The sequence below is a fragment of the Acidaminococcus sp. BV3L6 genome (assembly GCF_000468835.1).
GTDB lineage: Bacteria > Bacillota > Negativicutes > Acidaminococcales > Acidaminococcaceae > Acidaminococcus > Acidaminococcus intestini.
Genome location: NZ_AWUR01000034.1, coordinates 15,982 through 31,798 on the forward strand (window position 1 = coordinate 15,982; position 15,817 = coordinate 31,798).

A 15,817-nucleotide genomic window follows, 5' to 3' on the forward strand; every position below is an offset into this window, starting at 1 on the left:
AAAAGCTGTGAAGCAAGAACACGCTTGTTTCACAGCTTTTTTACTAGCCAATGATGAGGACGCCCAAGGGATAACCAACAAAGGCCATCGCCAGAAGGGCCAGAAGGGAAAAGATACCGCCCCAAATAAACATATCCCGAGCCGTTGTCCAGCCCGAGCTGATGGCCACGGTATTGATGGTCGACTGACCGGCAGGCGTCATGTTGCAGATCCCAGCTCCAAACCCAATGAGGCAGACGACGGCACCAACGGCCACCGTTCCCTGCGGCAGGGCCTGCAGGACCGAAAGGGCCACGGCACTGACCACAGTCGTCGTAACGATATTCGATGAAAAATTCGTTTCAAGGATGCACCAAGCAAAGAAGAAGAGAATGATGCCTTCTGCAGGAAGTGAAGCGGCTACAGGGCCCAACATAGTGCTCAGCCATTCCTTGATGCCCATCTCCTGGTTGGTCAGGGCCGACCCCAGCATAGTGGCAGCCCCGGTCATGAGGATAGCCGCCCAAAGGATCCCGTTGGAAACAGCTTCCTTGAAGCTTAGAAGCGGCTCCCCGTTTTCCCGGAGGATAAAAAGGAGGATGCAGCCCAAAAGGGGCGGCATGGCCGTCGTATAGCGGCTGAGGCTCTTATAAAGCCAAGGGCTCACGCCACGCAATAGGCTCGGTCCCACCCACAGGATGACGGTCAGCGCCATGACGGCAAGGATCATGACTTCCCTGCGGCTTGTCTTGGGAACGAGGGTTTTCAGTTCCATCGCTTTTCTTAGGTCCATCTGCGCAAGATCACTGGGGCGATAGATATAGCGGAAAACGGCAATGAGGGAAAGGACAAGGACCAGCCCCGTCGGGATGCCGACAGCCATATACTGGAACTGGTTCACCTCAATCCCCGCAGCCGCTTTGTAATAGCCAATGGCAAGGGTTGGCCAGACATGTCCAATGGCAGTCATGCCCGACGAAAGGCTGATGCAGAAAGCCGTCCCCAGCATGAGCATATTGCCAGTCTGGCTCTTTTTCTTTATTTGAAGCACTTCATAGATATCCTCCAAAAATGGCATAAAGGCCACAAAAAGGACAGATGGGCTGATGAAAAGTCCCATGAAGGTCACGGAAAATAAGAGGAAAGAGACAAAGCACCAAGGGCCTTTCCGGGCAAAGCGGTTCGTGACAAAAGCCACAGCGCAGCGCCGGACAAAAAACGTCTTTGACAGCGGATAAACGAGAACAAAAGTAAAGAGCAGGAACGCAACCGTCACATTTCCAAAGGCGCCCCGAAAAACAGCGGGAAATCCAAAATGAGGCAACAGGCCCAAAAGAAACAGGGTAATGAGGCTCGGCCAATCAATGGAAATGGTGATCCACATCATGAGCGATGACAAAAAGACGCCCAAAACAGCGAGTCCTTCCTGCGTAAGGGGCGGCGTCGGGGTAAGGCGCGAGACCGCAAAGCCAGCGGCCAGCGACACGATCATCCAAACGAGGTCCTTCGTCTGTTTCGTCATTTGGCGGCACCGTCCTTCCGGTCATTCTGGAGAATGACAAACCCTTCACTTTCCTTGGAAAGCTGGAAAAGGAGCTTCTGCATGGCCGTATCGGACAAGTCTCCCAAGATGGTGAGGTCAAAGGTCACGGAGTGGGTCCCTTCATTGAAGGACATGAGTTCCATGTACTGCATGTTGAAGCCATAATCACCTACCATGCTGAGGATGCTGCTCATGGCGTTGGGCTCGTCCGGACGGGTCAGACGAATCTTGACGCGCCAGCCGCCGGGAGTCGTGTCAATGCCGGCAGAAAGTTCCTTGAAAAGATCCGGATTCCAATCAAAGAGCAGGCCATATTGAAACATGCGGCTTGTTTCCATGATTTTCCGCACCACGGCAAGGTATTCCGGCAGACGGTCAGCTGGAACATCCGCCCCCAAACGGTCCAAGATGGCCTTTTCCCGGTCCCTCCGATAGATTGTGGTCTCCCCTGCCGCCTGCTTTGCCTTGGCCACTTCCAAAGAGCAGTCCATACGGCGCAGGATGAGTGTCTTGATCTGGGGATCAAGGGCATCGATTTCTTTTCTCACATCTTCTAATTTCATATTCTTGCCTTCCTTTCTACTTTCCTGCTGGATTCCTACAAAAAAGCAAAAGTGCCTGAAAAGGGATTCCAGGAACACTTTTGCTGAAGGAGTCAATTACGCTTCTTCAATTCTTTTGACGACCTCGTCACCCACTTCACTTGTCGTGGCCGTACCGCCCATGTCAGGCGTGAGAATTGTTTTTTCTACGAGCATGGCTTCGATGATTGCAAGAAGCCGGCGACCCCATTCAGGGTGGCCGAAGAAATCAAGCATCTGGCTGGCAGACCAAATGGAAGCCAAGGGATTGGCCTTTCCCGTACCGGCAATATCCGGTGCGCTTCCGTGGATGGGCTCAAACATGGATGGATAGGTCCTTTCAGGATTGAGGTTTGCCCCGGCAGCAAGGCCCATGCCGCCTGAAATGGCGGCGCCAAGGTCAGTCAGGATGTCCCCAAACAGATTGGAGCAGACCACCACTTGGTACCGTTTGGGATCTTTGACCATGAACATGCTCGCTGCATCGACCAGATAGGAATGGGTTTCCACTTCGGGATATTCCTTTCCCAGTTCCGCAAAGATCTGGTCCCAGAAAACCATGGAATAATTGAGGGCATTGCCCTTACTGATGCTGGTGAGGCTGCGGTGTTCCTTTTTAGCCAGTTCATAGGCATAGCGCATGATGCGCTCTGTCCCAAAGCGGGAGAAGACCCCGTTCTGGATGACTGTTTCCCGCGGCGTGCCCGGATAGAGCCAAGCTCCGGAACCAGCGTACTCTCCTTCGCTGTTTTCCCGGATAAAGACCATGTCGATATCGTTTTCCGTAATCCCCACTAGCGGGCAGGGTGCACCTTTAAGAAGCTTGACAGGGCGCAGGTTGACATACTGATCAAAATCGTGACGGATGCGCAGAAGCAGGTCACGGAGGGAAATATGGTCCGGAACACCGGGATAGCCCACCGCGCCCAAATAGATGGCATCAAAATGGCTCAGCGTCTCGATGCCGTCCTCAGGCATCATCTTTCCCGTCTTTAGGTAGTATTCACAGCCCCAGGGAAATTCCGTAAATTCGAAGGAAAAACGACCGTCTTTTTGAGCCACGGCAGCAAGGGCCTTTTGCCCTTCCCGCAGGACCTCCGGTCCAATCCCATCGCCGCCGATGACAGCCACACGATACACGGTTTTTGTAGACATCATTCCACCTCCTTTATCCCTTACGAAAGGGAACACGTCACAGGAGAAAAATTCAGGGCCGCAGCCGCCTTGGCTCCTGGTTCAGCGACCTTTTCCAGCCATTTGAGGTCATAAGGTTCAAATGTCACGCGGCTGTATTTTTCCACGTCAAGGACGGTTCCATCCCAGTCCGAATCGATCCGTCCCGTCTGTTTGATGAGGATGTCGTACAAAATGGCGCAGTCCCGACCATCGCTGTCTTTTTCAAAAATCGTGCTGTAGGGCAGCGTCTTATGGTAGACAAGTTCCAGGTCCTTGTACGTAAAGTGGAACCCGCAGCGCATGCGGCAGCCGTCAAGGCCAGTATACCGAGCCACTTTCCTAAGATCCTGGAGGATCTTGTCCCCCTGCCTGTCATAGAGGTTTTCCGGCGTTGTTTCCGTATAGTCGAAACGGAACTGGATGCTCGGCGCATGGACCTTGCGGAAGCGTTCCATAAAGGGTACAAGCTGCTCCTTCGGATAGTTCTTATAAAGGACGCAGTTGATCCGGAAACGGACAGGCAGCTTTTCCAGAAGGGAATCATTGGATTCCTGGACGAAATGCTGCATATGGCGCGAAATGTTAAGACAGGTAATCTTCTGCTTGTTCCGCTCCAAAAAAGCCAGGATTTCTTCCTCGGTCTGGGTCTGGGACACGGGCAGGGTCGTATTGATATAGACCTTGTGCGTCAATGAGACCTTATCGAGCATCTGCTGCAGACTTTCGAGATTGGCCAACGGTTCACCGCCTGTAAAGACAAAATCACAATACGGCGTCAGACGGTCCATCGTTTCCATGCTTTTTTTGATGGCTTCCAGGGAAAAACCCGTGCAGTCTGCATATTCTTCCTTATTGACGCAGAACGGGCAGTTGTTCTTGCAGTCATAAGGTACAAAGACCGTGACCGTCGCACCGCCTTCTCTCGTCTTATACGGGAAGGACTTTGCCGCTGCGGCCAGTTTGGCATCAAGTGTTCTTGTTATCATCAAAATCCCCTCAACCTTTTTTAGCTTCAGGCGCCAAAAGCGGCGCCCTGTGAACAAGGGGAAAACACAGGATGGCGCACTTCCCCCCCAAAATCTCACTATTGTTTATTCTACCATAAAAATTTGGTAGATTTCAATTTTTTGTTTCTTTCTCTGGCAGCTGCGCCCATTTTTACAGGAAAAAAGAGTTTTTTCTCCGCCAAAGGGAGGCAGGGTTGTATAATAGAAGAATCCTACGCATTCGAGGTGAATTCCATGATTTCCATCCTGCCCCAAGGTTTCAATGATTTCCATTGCAAGGCTGGTGCCTGCCGCCATACATGCTGCCAAAAATGGGAAATCGATATTGATGACGATACAGCAGACTACTACCGCGGCCTTAAGACGCCCCTGGGCAAAAAAATCCAAGACCATATGGAAAAAGGTCCTGACGGCTGGCATTTCAAATTAACCGATAAGGGCTTCTGCGCCCTTCTGCGGACGGACGGACTTTGTGAAGTAATTACAGCGCTGGGGGAAGATAAGCTCTGTGACATCTGCACAGTCCATCCCCGCTTTTTCACCTATGTCGATGAATTTATTCTCTGCGGCACGGGCCTTTGCTGCGAAGCCTCATGCGAGCTTCTTTTGGCCCCTCACGAACCGCTTACCTTTACGGAAGAAGACACAGCTTTTATCTATACCTTCAAGGAACTTTTGGACTTCATGGGCTTTTCCCTGCCGGAAAGCCTGACCCACTATGCCCCGCTTTTCAGCAGCAAATCCTGTCAAAGCATCTTGGCTGACCTCATGATTACCGAACCCATTGATGAAGCATGGACGGAAGAGATCCGCAGCCTGCAGGGCATGATCCCCGCCTTACTGGAAAAAGTGGCTTCCTATGAAAAGACCTATGACCCCATTTCCTTTGACCGGATCTATCAATTTATTTTTTACCGTCAGCTTGATAAAGTCGAAGCCTACGGCCTTGATGCGGTCCGCGCCTATGCCCGGCGCAGCACGGACTTCATCTTCATGGAAACAGCCCTTCACGGCAACCTTGAAGAAGCCCTGCGCCGCTGGTCCGAACAGATTGAATATGATACAGATAATGTGGATTGGCTATTGGAACGGCTTTAATTTTTACTCAGTCCAAAAATCGGGCTCATTTGATGAAGTACGCGAGTCCATTGCTTAAAAAAGATTTTATGGAAACAATGGCCTCCTCATAGCCTATTGTACGATGAACCTTCCCACGTTTGGGGATAGCATACGCCTGGGCGCTTCCTTTCCCAACCTTGTGTCATCCCCTCCAGCGCCCAGCTTATCAAAGCGGAAGCTTTTTGCAATCTTCATTCCATAGGGGCCCATCTACTTTGTCTCCCACGGGCCTCAATCTCCTCAACGTACCGGCCTCTGGCCGTAAGGAAACTCACGCGTCGCTCATTTACTTTTGGGAGCGCCGCTTCAAAAAACCTTCGCGCATCAACTCCCACGGCGCTATACCAGTGGGATTGCTGCCGTCGTTGGAAGCGGGGTTCCTCACAAAAGGAGCCATCTGACCCGAATTGATAAAAGGCAAATGGAAGAAAGAACGGAAGGCAAAAGATGATAAACTAACCCCTAAACCGAACGTAAGCGCTGGTTCAGGTTAGGGTTCTTAGGGATTAGTTGGATCTAGTGAGCCTCTGCTCTTTTTGAAATCAGGATCAATGAGACAGCCCTTGGGAGGAAATTTTTTGATGCCCTCTGACAAAGAAAAAGCCTCCACCTTTTGGTGGAGGCTTTTTGCTTTTACTCGTCTTTTTTCGGTTTGAATTCTTCCAAGGTCAGTTGCTTATCGCTTGCCAGCATCTCCTGCGCCAACCGGTCAGGATACGGATGGGCATAGACGATGCGCTCAATCCCGGCATTGATGAGGATCTTGGAGCAGACAACACAGGGCTGATGCGTGCAGTACAGCGTCGCGCCTTTGGTGGACACGCCGTTTACAGCCGCCTGGATGACGGCATTTTGTTCGGCGTGGATGCCGCGGCAAAGTTCGTGGTTCTGACCGCTGGGGACATGGAGCTGCTCCCGAAGGCATCCCACTTCCTCACAATGGGCGATGCCCTTTGGCGTTCCATTGTAGCCCGTGGCAAGGATCTGCCGGTCCTTGACCAAAACGGCACCTACTTGTCGGCGCAGACAGGTGGAGCGCTTGGCAACCACCTCAGCGATTTCCATAAAATAACTGTCCCAGTCCGGTCTTTTCATAGGTTACTCCAGCGTACCAAAGACGCGGTCGCCGGCATCACCAAGACCGGGAACGATATAGCCATTTTCATTCAGATGGTCATCAAGGGCTGCCGTATAAATGGGCACTTCCGGATGGCTGCGGTTGACAAGGGCAACCCCTTCCGGCGCGGCCACAAGGCACATAAAGCGAAAATGTTTGTAGCCATCCTGCTTGAGCATGGTAATGGCAGCTTCGGCACTGCCGCCCGTAGCGAGCATGGGGTCGATGAGGATGATTTCCGCATCCTTGTCTTTAGGCATCTTGCAGTAATATTTGATGGGCTGCAGCGTTTCCTCGTCGCGGGTAAGGCCAATATGGCCCACTTTGGCTTCCGGCACAAGGTCCATGACCGCATCAAGGAATCCCAGACCGGCGCGGAGAATCGGCACCACCGTGATTCCCGATACATCAAGTTCATAGCCCGTTGTTTCAGCAAGCGGTGTCGTGACTTTCTTGTGACGGACAGGCAGATCACGGGTCACTTCAAAAAGCAGCAGCTGGGCAATTTGGTCAAGGAGCTGTCTGAAATCCTTTGGCTGCGTGTTCTTATCTCGGAGACGGGTCATTTTTTCTTTAATCAAGGGATGGTCAACGACATGGATTTGCATCTTCATTTCTCCTTTATCTTGTTCACTTTAATGGGATAATAGGGCCCCATCGTATCAGGGTCAGCGCAGGTGCTTATCCGGATATACGGCCCGGGCACCACCAATGAGGGGCGGACGGGTAAAGGCCGCCGTGAGAACGGCTTCGCCCAATTTCTTTCGCGAAAGGCGGACAGGAACGGCGACGGGTTTAAGGTGCATGCCGATCAGGGTCTGACCAATATCAAGCCCCAAGTCAGCACGAATGGCAAGGACCACTGCCGGTTTGGAAAAGCCCTCATAGGCCGCCGTTGCCCAAGCGCCGCCCGCGTGTTCCACGGGTCGCACCGTCACTTCCTGGAGTCCCAGTTTTTCCATGGTCTTTTCCTCGACAACAAGGGCCCGATTCAGGTGCTCGCAGCACTGGGCCGCCAGCATGATCTTATGCTTTTTGGTCACTTTATGGACAGCGGCAAAAAAAGCTTTTGCTGCTTTAAGGCTGCCCCCCGTACCAATACGGTTGCCTAAGATCTCACTCGTGGAGCAGCCAATGACAAGGACGCTTCCTGCCTTGGCATTTCCCTTGCGGATCAGTTCTTCAATGGATTCTTCCAGTTCCTGTACCAATTCTTCCAGTTTCACATTCAAGACCTCTTTTATTTTTCAAGGGCCATGATCTTTTCCACACGGCCTTCATGATAGCTGCCAAGGAAGGAAGCATTGAGATAGGCTTCCATGATTTCCTGGGCAAGGCCCGGCCCCAGAACGCGGGCCCCCATGCAGAGCACATTGGCATTGTTGTGCTGTCTGGCTTTGGCAGCCGAATAGCAGTCATTGCAAAGGGCTGCGCGGACGCCCTTCACCTTATTGGCCGCAATGCTCATGCCGATTCCCGTGCCGCAGATGAGGATGCCTTGATCCCCTTTGCCGCTGGCAATGGCTTCTCCCACCTTTTGGGCATAGTCCGGATAATCGACACGCTCCTGTTTATGGATTCCATAGTCCTCCACTTCATAGCCTTTTTCAATGAGGACCTTCTTCAAGGTTTCCTTAAGTTCAAAGCCGCCGTGATCGCAGCCCATAATGATCTTCATCATCGTTCCCCCTTTGCTTGGTTACGGTTGGATTACTCTATCTTTCATTTTAACACAAAGGCTTCTTCTTGTTGTCACTTAATTTTATGCATCACTTTTGCATGATTTTGCACAAAAAAGCTGTGAAGAAATCCGTCCATTCCCTCACAGCCATATTTGATTGTATTCCAGGAGCCTGCGCTCAGGACCGGTGAAAAAGGAATGTCCTGCTTATTTTTCGAAATATTCAGTGCTTTTTCCCACGTCCCTGTTCTTTCATCTTTCCGGCATCCCTTCCATGACAAGGGTTCGCAAACATTCAGGAACGGCGCCGCTGCGATGATAAAGAAGGCCTCCTTCGGCCCAGATGATGTTATGCCCGGCCGATTTGCGCAGACGGTTCATGATGGCAAGCCCCATCTGATCCTCACGCACCCCTTCTCCCAGGATGAGATCCACGCCTTCGCTGTCAAAGGCGCGCAGGTCATGGAAAAGCGTTCCGGCGTAAGCTTCAAGGGTGGCCCCTCCATTATGGATGACAAAATTGCCGCCCTTGGGGAAATGGTCCACCGTCGCCTTCAAGGCAATGACACCGGTCCGAAGACCATGGGCTTCGGCCATGATGGCAAGGCGGATGAGGCCCAAAGAAGCTTCCGGTCCTTCCACAAGAAGCATGGGAGCGGTCGGGGCATAATGCCGATACTTCATGCCCGGTGCCTTGGGTGTTTCCCCTTTTTTGACAAGCCCTGGGTCCAAGGCCACGCGGCCCATGGCCATCTTGATCATTTCCCGTGTAATTCCGCCGGGCCGCAGGATCACCGGATCCTTTCCCGTCGTGTCAATGATGGTCGATTCGACACCGATGTCGCAGGCACCGCCATCAAGGACGCCGGCAATGATACCGTCCATATCAAGGAGCACATCCTGAGCGGTCGTCGGACTCGGTTTTCCTGATTTGTTGGCTGAAGGGGCTGCAATAGGGCATCCCGCCGCCCGGATCAGGTCCCGTGCAACAGGATGGCTGGGAAAACGCACAGCCACCGTATCAAGGCCAGCTGTCACGACATCAGGGATCTTATCCGATTTCGGCACAATGAGGGTCATTGGGCCGGGCCAAAAGGCCTCCATCAAGGCTTGGGCCATCGGCGAAAGCCCTTTTGTAAGCGCCTCCATATCCTCTTTTTCGGCAATATGGAGAATCAGGGGATTATCGGCCGGACGGCCCTTAGCGGCAAAGATTTTCCGGCATGCCATACCGTCAAGGCCATTGGCCCCAAGGCCGTAGACCGTTTCCGTCGGGAATGCGACAACTTCCCCTTTCCGGATCAAGGCGGCCGCTTCCGCTATGGCTTGGTCCCGCTTAGTTTCCAGTTTCCATAATTTTGTCTGCATAGGTTGTCCCCTCTTTTGCTGCTAGGACCATGCGGTCAATCCCCGCATAGTCAAGAAAGACGCGGGCCGCGCCGCAGCCGTTTTGAACAAGAAGGTCTGCAGCAGCCGCGCCTTCACCAATGCCCACTTCAAAAGCAAACAGGCCATCTTCCTTAAGATAAGCCATGCCTTCCCGCACGATGCGACGGTAAAAATCAAGGCCGTCTTCCCCGCCGTCAAGTGCGCCCAAGGGTTCCTTCCGCACTTCCGGAGAAAGGCCGGCCAGATCCTTTTTGGGAATGTAGGGTGGATTGGAAACGATGAGATCAAACTTGCGGCCTTCAGGCACCTTTTCAAAAAGATCGGATACGATGATTTCACTGCGGTCCGTGACGCCCAGATTCTTGGCATTCTTCCGTGCGACCGCAACAGCCCCTTCTGAAATATCGACGCCAAGGCCCTGAGCCTCCTTCCGCTTTAGCAGGAGGGAAATCAAAATGGCTCCGCTTCCCACGCCGAGTTCCAAGATATCAAGGGGCCCGTCGGCTGTCACGGCAAGGATCTTTTCGACAAGCAGCTCCGTTTCCGGACGAGGAATGAGCGTATCAGCCGTCACGGCAAAGGTATAATCGAGAAACCCTTTCTCGCCGAGGATATAGGCCACGGGTTCCCGCTTTGCCCGGCGCATGACGTAGCCTCGATACGCCGCCAGTTCCTCTTTTTCCAAGGGCTGGTCAAAATGGGTATACAGGTCGATGCGCCGCATCCCAAGAACGGCGCAAAGAAGCAGTTCCGCATCAAGGCGCGGCGACTCGATGCCTTTATCCTCAAAATAAGCCTTGGTCCAATTGAGGATCCGTAAGATTGTCCACATCTCCTGCATCATTTCACCTGCTGTAATTTTTTTGTCTGTTCTTCCGTCATGAGGGCCCCTAGGAGTTCATCCAAGTCTCCGTTCATGACATCCGTCAATTTATGGAGCGTCAGGCCAATGCGATGGTCCGTAACGCGTCCTTGAGGGAAATTGTACGTCCGGATGCGTTCACTCCGGTCCCCGGTTCCAACCTGGCTGCGGCGCTCGCTTTCCTCGGCCGCGCGCTGTGCTTCCTGGGCCGCCTCGTAGATACGGGAGCGAAGAACGCGAAGACACTTTTCACGGTTCTTTGCCTGGGATTTTTCATCCTGGCACTGGGCCACGATGCCTGTGGGGATATGCGTCATACGCACAGCCGATTCCGTCTTGTTGACATACTGCCCGCCGGCACCGCCAGCGCGGTAGGTGTCGATGCGGATGTCGCTCATCTTGATATCAACATCCACTTCCTCAGCTTCCGGCATGACCGCCACTGTTGCCGTCGACGTATGGATACGTCCCTGGGCTTCGGTTTCGGGAACGCGCTGGACACGGTGGACGCCGCTTTCAAATTTCATGTGGCTGTAGACGTCGCTGCCGGACACCATGAAGATGACTTCTTTGAAACCACCAAGCCCCGTAGGACTGGAATCCATGAGTTCCACGCGCCACCCCTTGGTTTCGGCATAGCGGGTGTACATGCGGAAAAGGTCTCCAGCAAAAAGGGCCGCTTCATCGCCGCCGGCACCGGCGCGGATTTCCATGATGATGTTCTTTTCATCGTTGGGGTCTTTAGGCAGAAGGAGGATGGTCAGCCGCTTTTCATAGTCTTCCAGCTGCGGGGCCAGTTCCTTCATTTCCATTTCGGCCATGGCCGCCAGTTCCTCATCGCTCTCTCCCATTTCCAGAAGGGCCTGATCGTCATCATAGGTCTTCTGTAATTTTTGGTAGGCCCAATAGGTTTCCACCACATCGGTCAGTTTTGCGTGGGCCTTGGTATATTTCTGCCACTGCGCCTGGTCACTGATCACGGAAGGATCGCTGATCTTTGCTTCCAGGTCGATATAGCGGTCTTCTAAGGCCTGGAGTTTATCCAAATGTTCAAACATGGCTTTGTCTTCCTTTATTCTTGTTCATGGCTTTCGTCAGGAGGCAGGACTGCCTTGAGGGAGGCAATGGCCACCTCAATCTGACTGTCATCCGGTTCCCTTGTCGTCAGTTTCTGCAGGAGCAGACCCGGCAGAATGGCCCGGCGTACCCAGGGATGCTCGATATGGTTGCCCGCATAGCGAATGATTTCATAACTGATTCCCGCCACGGCAGGCATGAGCACAATGCGGCTCATGATCCGTACGGGAAGGCTGGGCCAGCCCAAAAAGGCAAAGATGAAGATGCTGATGAGCATGACAATCATGAGGAAGTTCGTCCCGCAGCGGGGATGGAGCGTCGAAAAAGGACGCACGTTCTCCACGACAAGGGGGAGTCCGTGTTCATAGGTGTAGATGGTCTTGTGCTCGGCTCCATGGTATTGGAAGACCCGCTGAATCTCTTGCTGCCGCGAAATGCCCCCTATATATAGAAGGAAAATGCCCAGACGCAGGAACCCCTCGACAAGGTTCAAGGCAACAGGCCCGACACCGCGGTCCTGTAAAAGCCGCATGGCCCCGGTCGGTACAACGACAAATAAAAGGACGGCAAGAAGGACGCTCACCGTAATGGTAAGGGCCATTTCCTTATCGTCCAGCTTTTCTTCTTCTTCACCCGATATCTGGGCCGAATAGGACAGGGCCTTCATTCCATCAACCAAGGATTCAACGAGAGAAACGACGCCTCGCAGAAACGGTTTCTTAAAAAAAGGATAACGGTCCCTGATACTTGAAACCGGTTTGACATCTACGGCAATTTCCCCATTTGCCTGCCGCACGGCAACGGCCATCTTTTCCGGCCCCTTCATCATGACCCCTTCAATGACAGCTTGGCCGCCGACACTGAGTTTTTTCGTCATTTTGGTTCTTCTCCGTATAGCAATACAGCAGAGCCAAGGCTCTGCTGTCGGTTCGCATTTTTATTTGGAATCCTTGCCGTATCTCTTGTTGAACTTTTCGATGCGGCCTCTTGCGGACATATCACGCTGCTTGCCCGTGTAGAACGGATGGCATTTGGAGCATACATCTACGCGGAGTTCCTTTTTTACGCTGCCCGTCTTGAATGTGTTGCCACAGCCACAGATGACCGTGCATTCACCATAGTTAGGATGAATTCCTTCTTTCATGTCTTTGACACCTCTTTCTCATATTACACCAATATATCCAGACATTAATGCCTTAGTATTGTACCACACAAGAAAGAGCGACGCAAGGCATTATTTGTTGGGAATTTAAAGCTTTCCCGCTTCCACAAGGTCCAGGATGGTCTTCATGCCGCTGGTGAGCCATTTATTCTTATGATAGAAAAGCTGGCGGTACATGTGCATGTGAAAGCCCGGTACGTTGACAATCTTGAGTTTATCCCGATAATAGGAATTTTCCATGACGTAGCGGGGCAAGAACGTAAAGCCCATGCTGCGCTGCACCATATCAAGGATGAAATCCGTATCCCCCACTTCCAGAAAAGGCTGGATTTCAAGATTCTTGGACGCCAGGAATTGATCCAGGGCACGGCGGTAGTTGTCCTCTTTTTCTGTAAGGAAGAAAGGCTGACTAATGAGTTCTTCAAGGGCCACTTCGTTTCGGTAGACCAAAGGTGAATCAATGGACCCAATAAAGACAATGTCCTCTTTTTCCTCAAGGACCTTTTCCCATTTGACGTTGTAGACCTTTTCATCAAGGATATAGACAAAGTCCACTTGATTATGGTCCATTTTATCCAGAAGGGCGGATGGGCTGTCGAGCGTAATCGTCAGGTTCATGTGGGGATAATTTTTCCCGAAGAACTGAATCAATTTGGGCATCTTGCATTTGCACAGGGACTGGATCATCCCGAGGTGAAGCGTCTCAGCCGGCGGTTTTTCCTGCATCACGACGCGGATCTCTTCTAATTGATGGAGCACGGGGACAATGCGCTGGCAAAGTTCCTTCCCCGGCTGGGTGAGACCTACCTGTTTTCCCATACGGTCAAAAAGACGCACGCCAAGTTCCTGTTCCAGCCCATGAATTTGTACACTCAGGGCGGACTGCGAGTATCCTAAATCTTTCGCTGCTTTTGAGAAACTTTGCAATTCCACAATTTTCAAAAAGCTCCTCAATTGTCTTAGTTCCATTTTATTTCCACGCGCCTTTCGCTTTCATATTTTTTCATTGCTCATTTTAATTTTATTAATTTGATTTATATTATACCATATAGTATAGTGAAATTACAGAAAAATCAAACGTGATGTTCCTGACCGATGGAACCAGTTTGATTCATTTACAAAAGGGGAGGATTTTATTTCATGAAACTCGGTCTTGTTCCAAAAATCATCATTGGTATCATCCTAGGTACCCTCATCGGGCAGTACATGCCGACAGAGGTCTGCCGCCTCGTTGTCACCTTATCGGGGATCTTCAGTAACTTCCTGAAGTTTGTCATCCCGATGATGATCCTGGCTTATGTCACGATGGGGATTGCTGACCTGACCCAAGGCGCCGGCAAACTGCTTCTCATCACGGCCCTTTTGGCCTATGGGTCCACCCTCATTGGCGGCACGTTCTCTTTTTTCGTCGCTGACAATCTTTTTCCTTCTTTCATTAGCAGCAATGTTACGGAACAGCTTTCCAAGGTCGCAGGCGTTACTCTCGAACCGTTCTTTTCCATTTCCATTCCACCGATCCTTGACACGATTTCCGCTGTTGTGCTCGCCTTCATCCTGGGTCTATCCCTGTCCGCCCTTAAAGGCAAGACCATTGGCGACACCCTCTATGGTACTGTAAAGGACTTTTCCGGCATCATCGACGCTGTTCTGACCCATGCCATCATCCCGTTCCTTCCGCTTTATGTCTGCGGAACCTTCGTCGATATGACCAAATCGGGCAAAACCTTTGTTATCCTAGGCGTTTTGTGGAAAGTCTTCCTTGTGGTCATCGCCATGCACTTCATCCTGCTCTTCGTTCAGTTCATGGTTGCCGGCACCATCGGCCACAAGAACCCCTTCATGCTCATGAAGAACCAGGTTCCTGGCTATACCACTGCATTGGGGACCCAGTCTTCTGCCGCCACCATTCCGGTCAACCTGGAATGCGCCAAGGCCAACGGTGTCAGCGAACAGATCCGTAACTTCGTCATTCCGCTTTGCGCCAACATCCATATGTGCGGTTCCATGATCACCATCACAGCCTGTGCCACGGCAGTCTGCCTCATGAACCAGATTCCTATCCATCTGGGCACGGTTGTTCCTTTCATCATGACTCTCGGCATTGCCATGGTTGCTTCTCCGGGTGCTCCTGGCGGCTCCATCATGACGGCCCTGCCTTTCCTTTGGATGATCTTTGGTAAACAGCTGGGTGACCCCAACGGCCCGATCTGCGCCCTCATGGTTGCCCTTTACATCACTCAGGATTCCTTCGGCACGGCCTGCAACGTTTCCGGTGATAACGCCATTGCCGTCGTCATTGATAAAGTTTATAAGACTTGGATCGAAAAATAAGCATTTCGCTTTCATTTTGCCAAGGGTGCCACTCCAATCTTGAAACAACGTCTTGCTTCATTGGATCAAAGGGGCACCCTTCCCTTTTACCCTAAAGGAGGGTTATTATGAACGTATTTGACATCATCGGGCCGATCATGATCGGTCCTTCCAGTTCCCATACAGCCGGTGCTGTCCGTCTGGGCCGCGTCGCCAACAAGGTCTTGAACCAGGAAGCACCCAAGGAAGTCATGGTTGAACTGTCCGGGTCCTTTGCCAAGACCTATCGGGGCCATGGCACGGATCGGGCGCTCTTAGCAGGTATCATGGGCTACCACAGCTATTCTGAGGAAATCCGCGACATTTTTTCCATTGCCGATAAAGCCGGCATCACCTATCGTTTTGTGCCCACCCAGATTCCGGGCAGTCATCCCAATACAGCTCGCATCCACGTCAAGGGCGTCAACGGCACCCCGGTTGTGGTCCAAGGGGCCAGCATCGGCGGCGGCAATATCCGTGTCGACTCCATCAATGGCATGGCCGTTGACTTCAATGGGGAACACAACACCATCCTGGTCCCCCATTACGACCGTCCGGGCGTCATTGCGGAAGTCACGAACATCATGTGGCAAAAATACAAAGACGTCAACATTGGAAACTTCAAGCTTTCCCGTCCTGTCAAAGGGGGCATTGCCATGATGACGATTGAAATCGATGGCATGCCGCCGGAAGGCATGATTGAAGATATCCGGACCGTGAAGAACGTGACCAACGTCTTTCTCATCCGTTCCATCTAATTGCCGCGTAAAGGAGA

The 15,817-nt window shown here is 52.1% G+C and carries 17 protein-coding genes; 3 read left to right on the forward strand and 14 right to left on the reverse strand.

Features of this window, described 5'->3' with window-relative positions; genetic code table 11:
* Nucleotides 1-43 precede the first annotated feature (43 nt).
* The 4 genes from HMPREF1246_RS06335 to HMPREF1246_RS06350 form a co-directional block, all read right to left on the reverse strand.
* Nucleotides 44-1,501, reverse strand: coding sequence for a membrane protein (locus tag HMPREF1246_RS06335; protein WP_021737023.1), 1,458 nt, complete (start codon nucleotides 1,499-1,501; stop codon nucleotides 44-46).
* Nucleotides 1,498-2,085, reverse strand: coding sequence for a chorismate mutase (locus HMPREF1246_RS06340; RefSeq protein ID WP_016459701.1), 588 nt, complete (start codon nucleotides 2,083-2,085; stop codon nucleotides 1,498-1,500). The genes HMPREF1246_RS06335 and HMPREF1246_RS06340 overlap by 4 nt, the downstream gene beginning before the upstream one ends.
* A 96-nt stretch (nucleotides 2,086-2,181) precedes the next feature.
* Complete coding sequence (locus HMPREF1246_RS06345; protein WP_035224485.1) at nucleotides 2,182-3,258, reverse strand: tartrate dehydrogenase; 1,077 nt, start codon at nucleotides 3,256-3,258, stop codon at nucleotides 2,182-2,184.
* A 20-nt stretch (nucleotides 3,259-3,278) separates the two neighbouring features.
* The gene (locus HMPREF1246_RS06350) at nucleotides 3,279-4,265 is read right to left on the reverse strand and encodes a 4Fe-4S cluster-binding domain-containing protein (RefSeq protein WP_016459702.1); all 987 of its coding nucleotides are present in this window, start codon (nucleotides 4,263-4,265) and stop codon (nucleotides 3,279-3,281) included.
* Nucleotides 4,266-4,520: 255 nt separating this feature from the next.
* Between HMPREF1246_RS06350 and fliB the strand changes: the two genes are divergently transcribed.
* Entirely contained in the window at nucleotides 4,521-5,384 is an 864-nt protein-coding gene (fliB, locus tag HMPREF1246_RS06355; protein WP_016459703.1) for a flagellin lysine-N-methylase, read from the forward strand.
* Between the two features lie 654 nt (nucleotides 5,385-6,038).
* Here the strand turns inward: fliB and HMPREF1246_RS06360 are convergent.
* From HMPREF1246_RS06360 to HMPREF1246_RS06405, 10 genes are all read right to left on the reverse strand, one after another.
* On the reverse strand, nucleotides 6,039-6,500 hold the full coding sequence (locus HMPREF1246_RS06360; RefSeq protein WP_009015481.1) for a cytidine/deoxycytidylate deaminase family protein: 462 nt from the start codon (nucleotides 6,498-6,500) through the stop codon (nucleotides 6,039-6,041).
* Between the two features lie 3 nt (nucleotides 6,501-6,503).
* Nucleotides 6,504-7,130, reverse strand: coding sequence for a uracil phosphoribosyltransferase (gene upp, locus HMPREF1246_RS06365; RefSeq protein WP_009015482.1), 627 nt, complete (start codon nucleotides 7,128-7,130; stop codon nucleotides 6,504-6,506).
* Between the two features lie 60 nt (nucleotides 7,131-7,190).
* Complete coding sequence (locus HMPREF1246_RS06370; protein WP_021737056.1) at nucleotides 7,191-7,748, reverse strand: TIGR01440 family protein; 558 nt, start codon at nucleotides 7,746-7,748, stop codon at nucleotides 7,191-7,193.
* A gap of 14 nt (nucleotides 7,749-7,762) precedes the next feature.
* The gene (rpiB, locus tag HMPREF1246_RS06375) at nucleotides 7,763-8,200 is read right to left on the reverse strand and encodes a ribose 5-phosphate isomerase B (protein ID WP_016459704.1); all 438 of its coding nucleotides are present in this window, start codon (nucleotides 8,198-8,200) and stop codon (nucleotides 7,763-7,765) included.
* Between the two features lie 255 nt (nucleotides 8,201-8,455).
* A complete protein-coding gene (locus HMPREF1246_RS06380; protein WP_014128203.1) occupies nucleotides 8,456-9,571 on the reverse strand; it encodes an L-threonylcarbamoyladenylate synthase in 1,116 nt (371 codons plus the stop codon).
* Entirely contained in the window at nucleotides 9,540-10,433 is an 894-nt protein-coding gene (gene prmC, locus HMPREF1246_RS06385; RefSeq protein ID WP_016459705.1) for a peptide chain release factor N(5)-glutamine methyltransferase, read from the reverse strand. Before prmC ends, HMPREF1246_RS06380 begins: the two co-directional genes overlap by 32 nt.
* Complete coding sequence (gene prfA, locus HMPREF1246_RS06390; RefSeq protein WP_021737015.1) at nucleotides 10,433-11,512, reverse strand: peptide chain release factor 1; 1,080 nt, start codon at nucleotides 11,510-11,512, stop codon at nucleotides 10,433-10,435. Before prfA ends, prmC begins: the two co-directional genes overlap by 1 nt.
* A 14-nt stretch (nucleotides 11,513-11,526) precedes the next feature.
* Complete coding sequence (locus HMPREF1246_RS06395; protein WP_021737055.1) at nucleotides 11,527-12,408, reverse strand: DUF1385 domain-containing protein; 882 nt, start codon at nucleotides 12,406-12,408, stop codon at nucleotides 11,527-11,529.
* Between the two features lie 60 nt (nucleotides 12,409-12,468).
* Nucleotides 12,469-12,675, reverse strand: a complete 207-nt coding sequence (gene rpmE / locus HMPREF1246_RS06400; protein WP_009015489.1) for a 50S ribosomal protein L31 — start codon at nucleotides 12,673-12,675, stop codon at nucleotides 12,469-12,471.
* Between the two features lie 105 nt (nucleotides 12,676-12,780).
* Nucleotides 12,781-13,662, reverse strand: coding sequence for a LysR family transcriptional regulator (locus HMPREF1246_RS06405; protein WP_021737036.1), 882 nt, complete (start codon nucleotides 13,660-13,662; stop codon nucleotides 12,781-12,783).
* 171 nt (nucleotides 13,663-13,833) lie between these two features.
* Between HMPREF1246_RS06405 and HMPREF1246_RS06410 the strand changes: the two genes are divergently transcribed.
* Nucleotides 13,834-15,024, forward strand: coding sequence for a dicarboxylate/amino acid:cation symporter (locus HMPREF1246_RS06410; protein ID WP_009015491.1), 1,191 nt, complete (start codon nucleotides 13,834-13,836; stop codon nucleotides 15,022-15,024).
* Between the two features lie 107 nt (nucleotides 15,025-15,131).
* Nucleotides 15,132-15,800 carry an L-serine ammonia-lyase, iron-sulfur-dependent subunit beta gene (sdaAB, locus tag HMPREF1246_RS06415; protein ID WP_014128201.1) on the forward strand — a complete coding sequence of 223 codons (669 nt, stop codon included), beginning with the start codon at nucleotides 15,132-15,134 and terminating at the stop codon, nucleotides 15,798-15,800.
* Nucleotides 15,801-15,817: the final 17 nt, after the last annotated feature.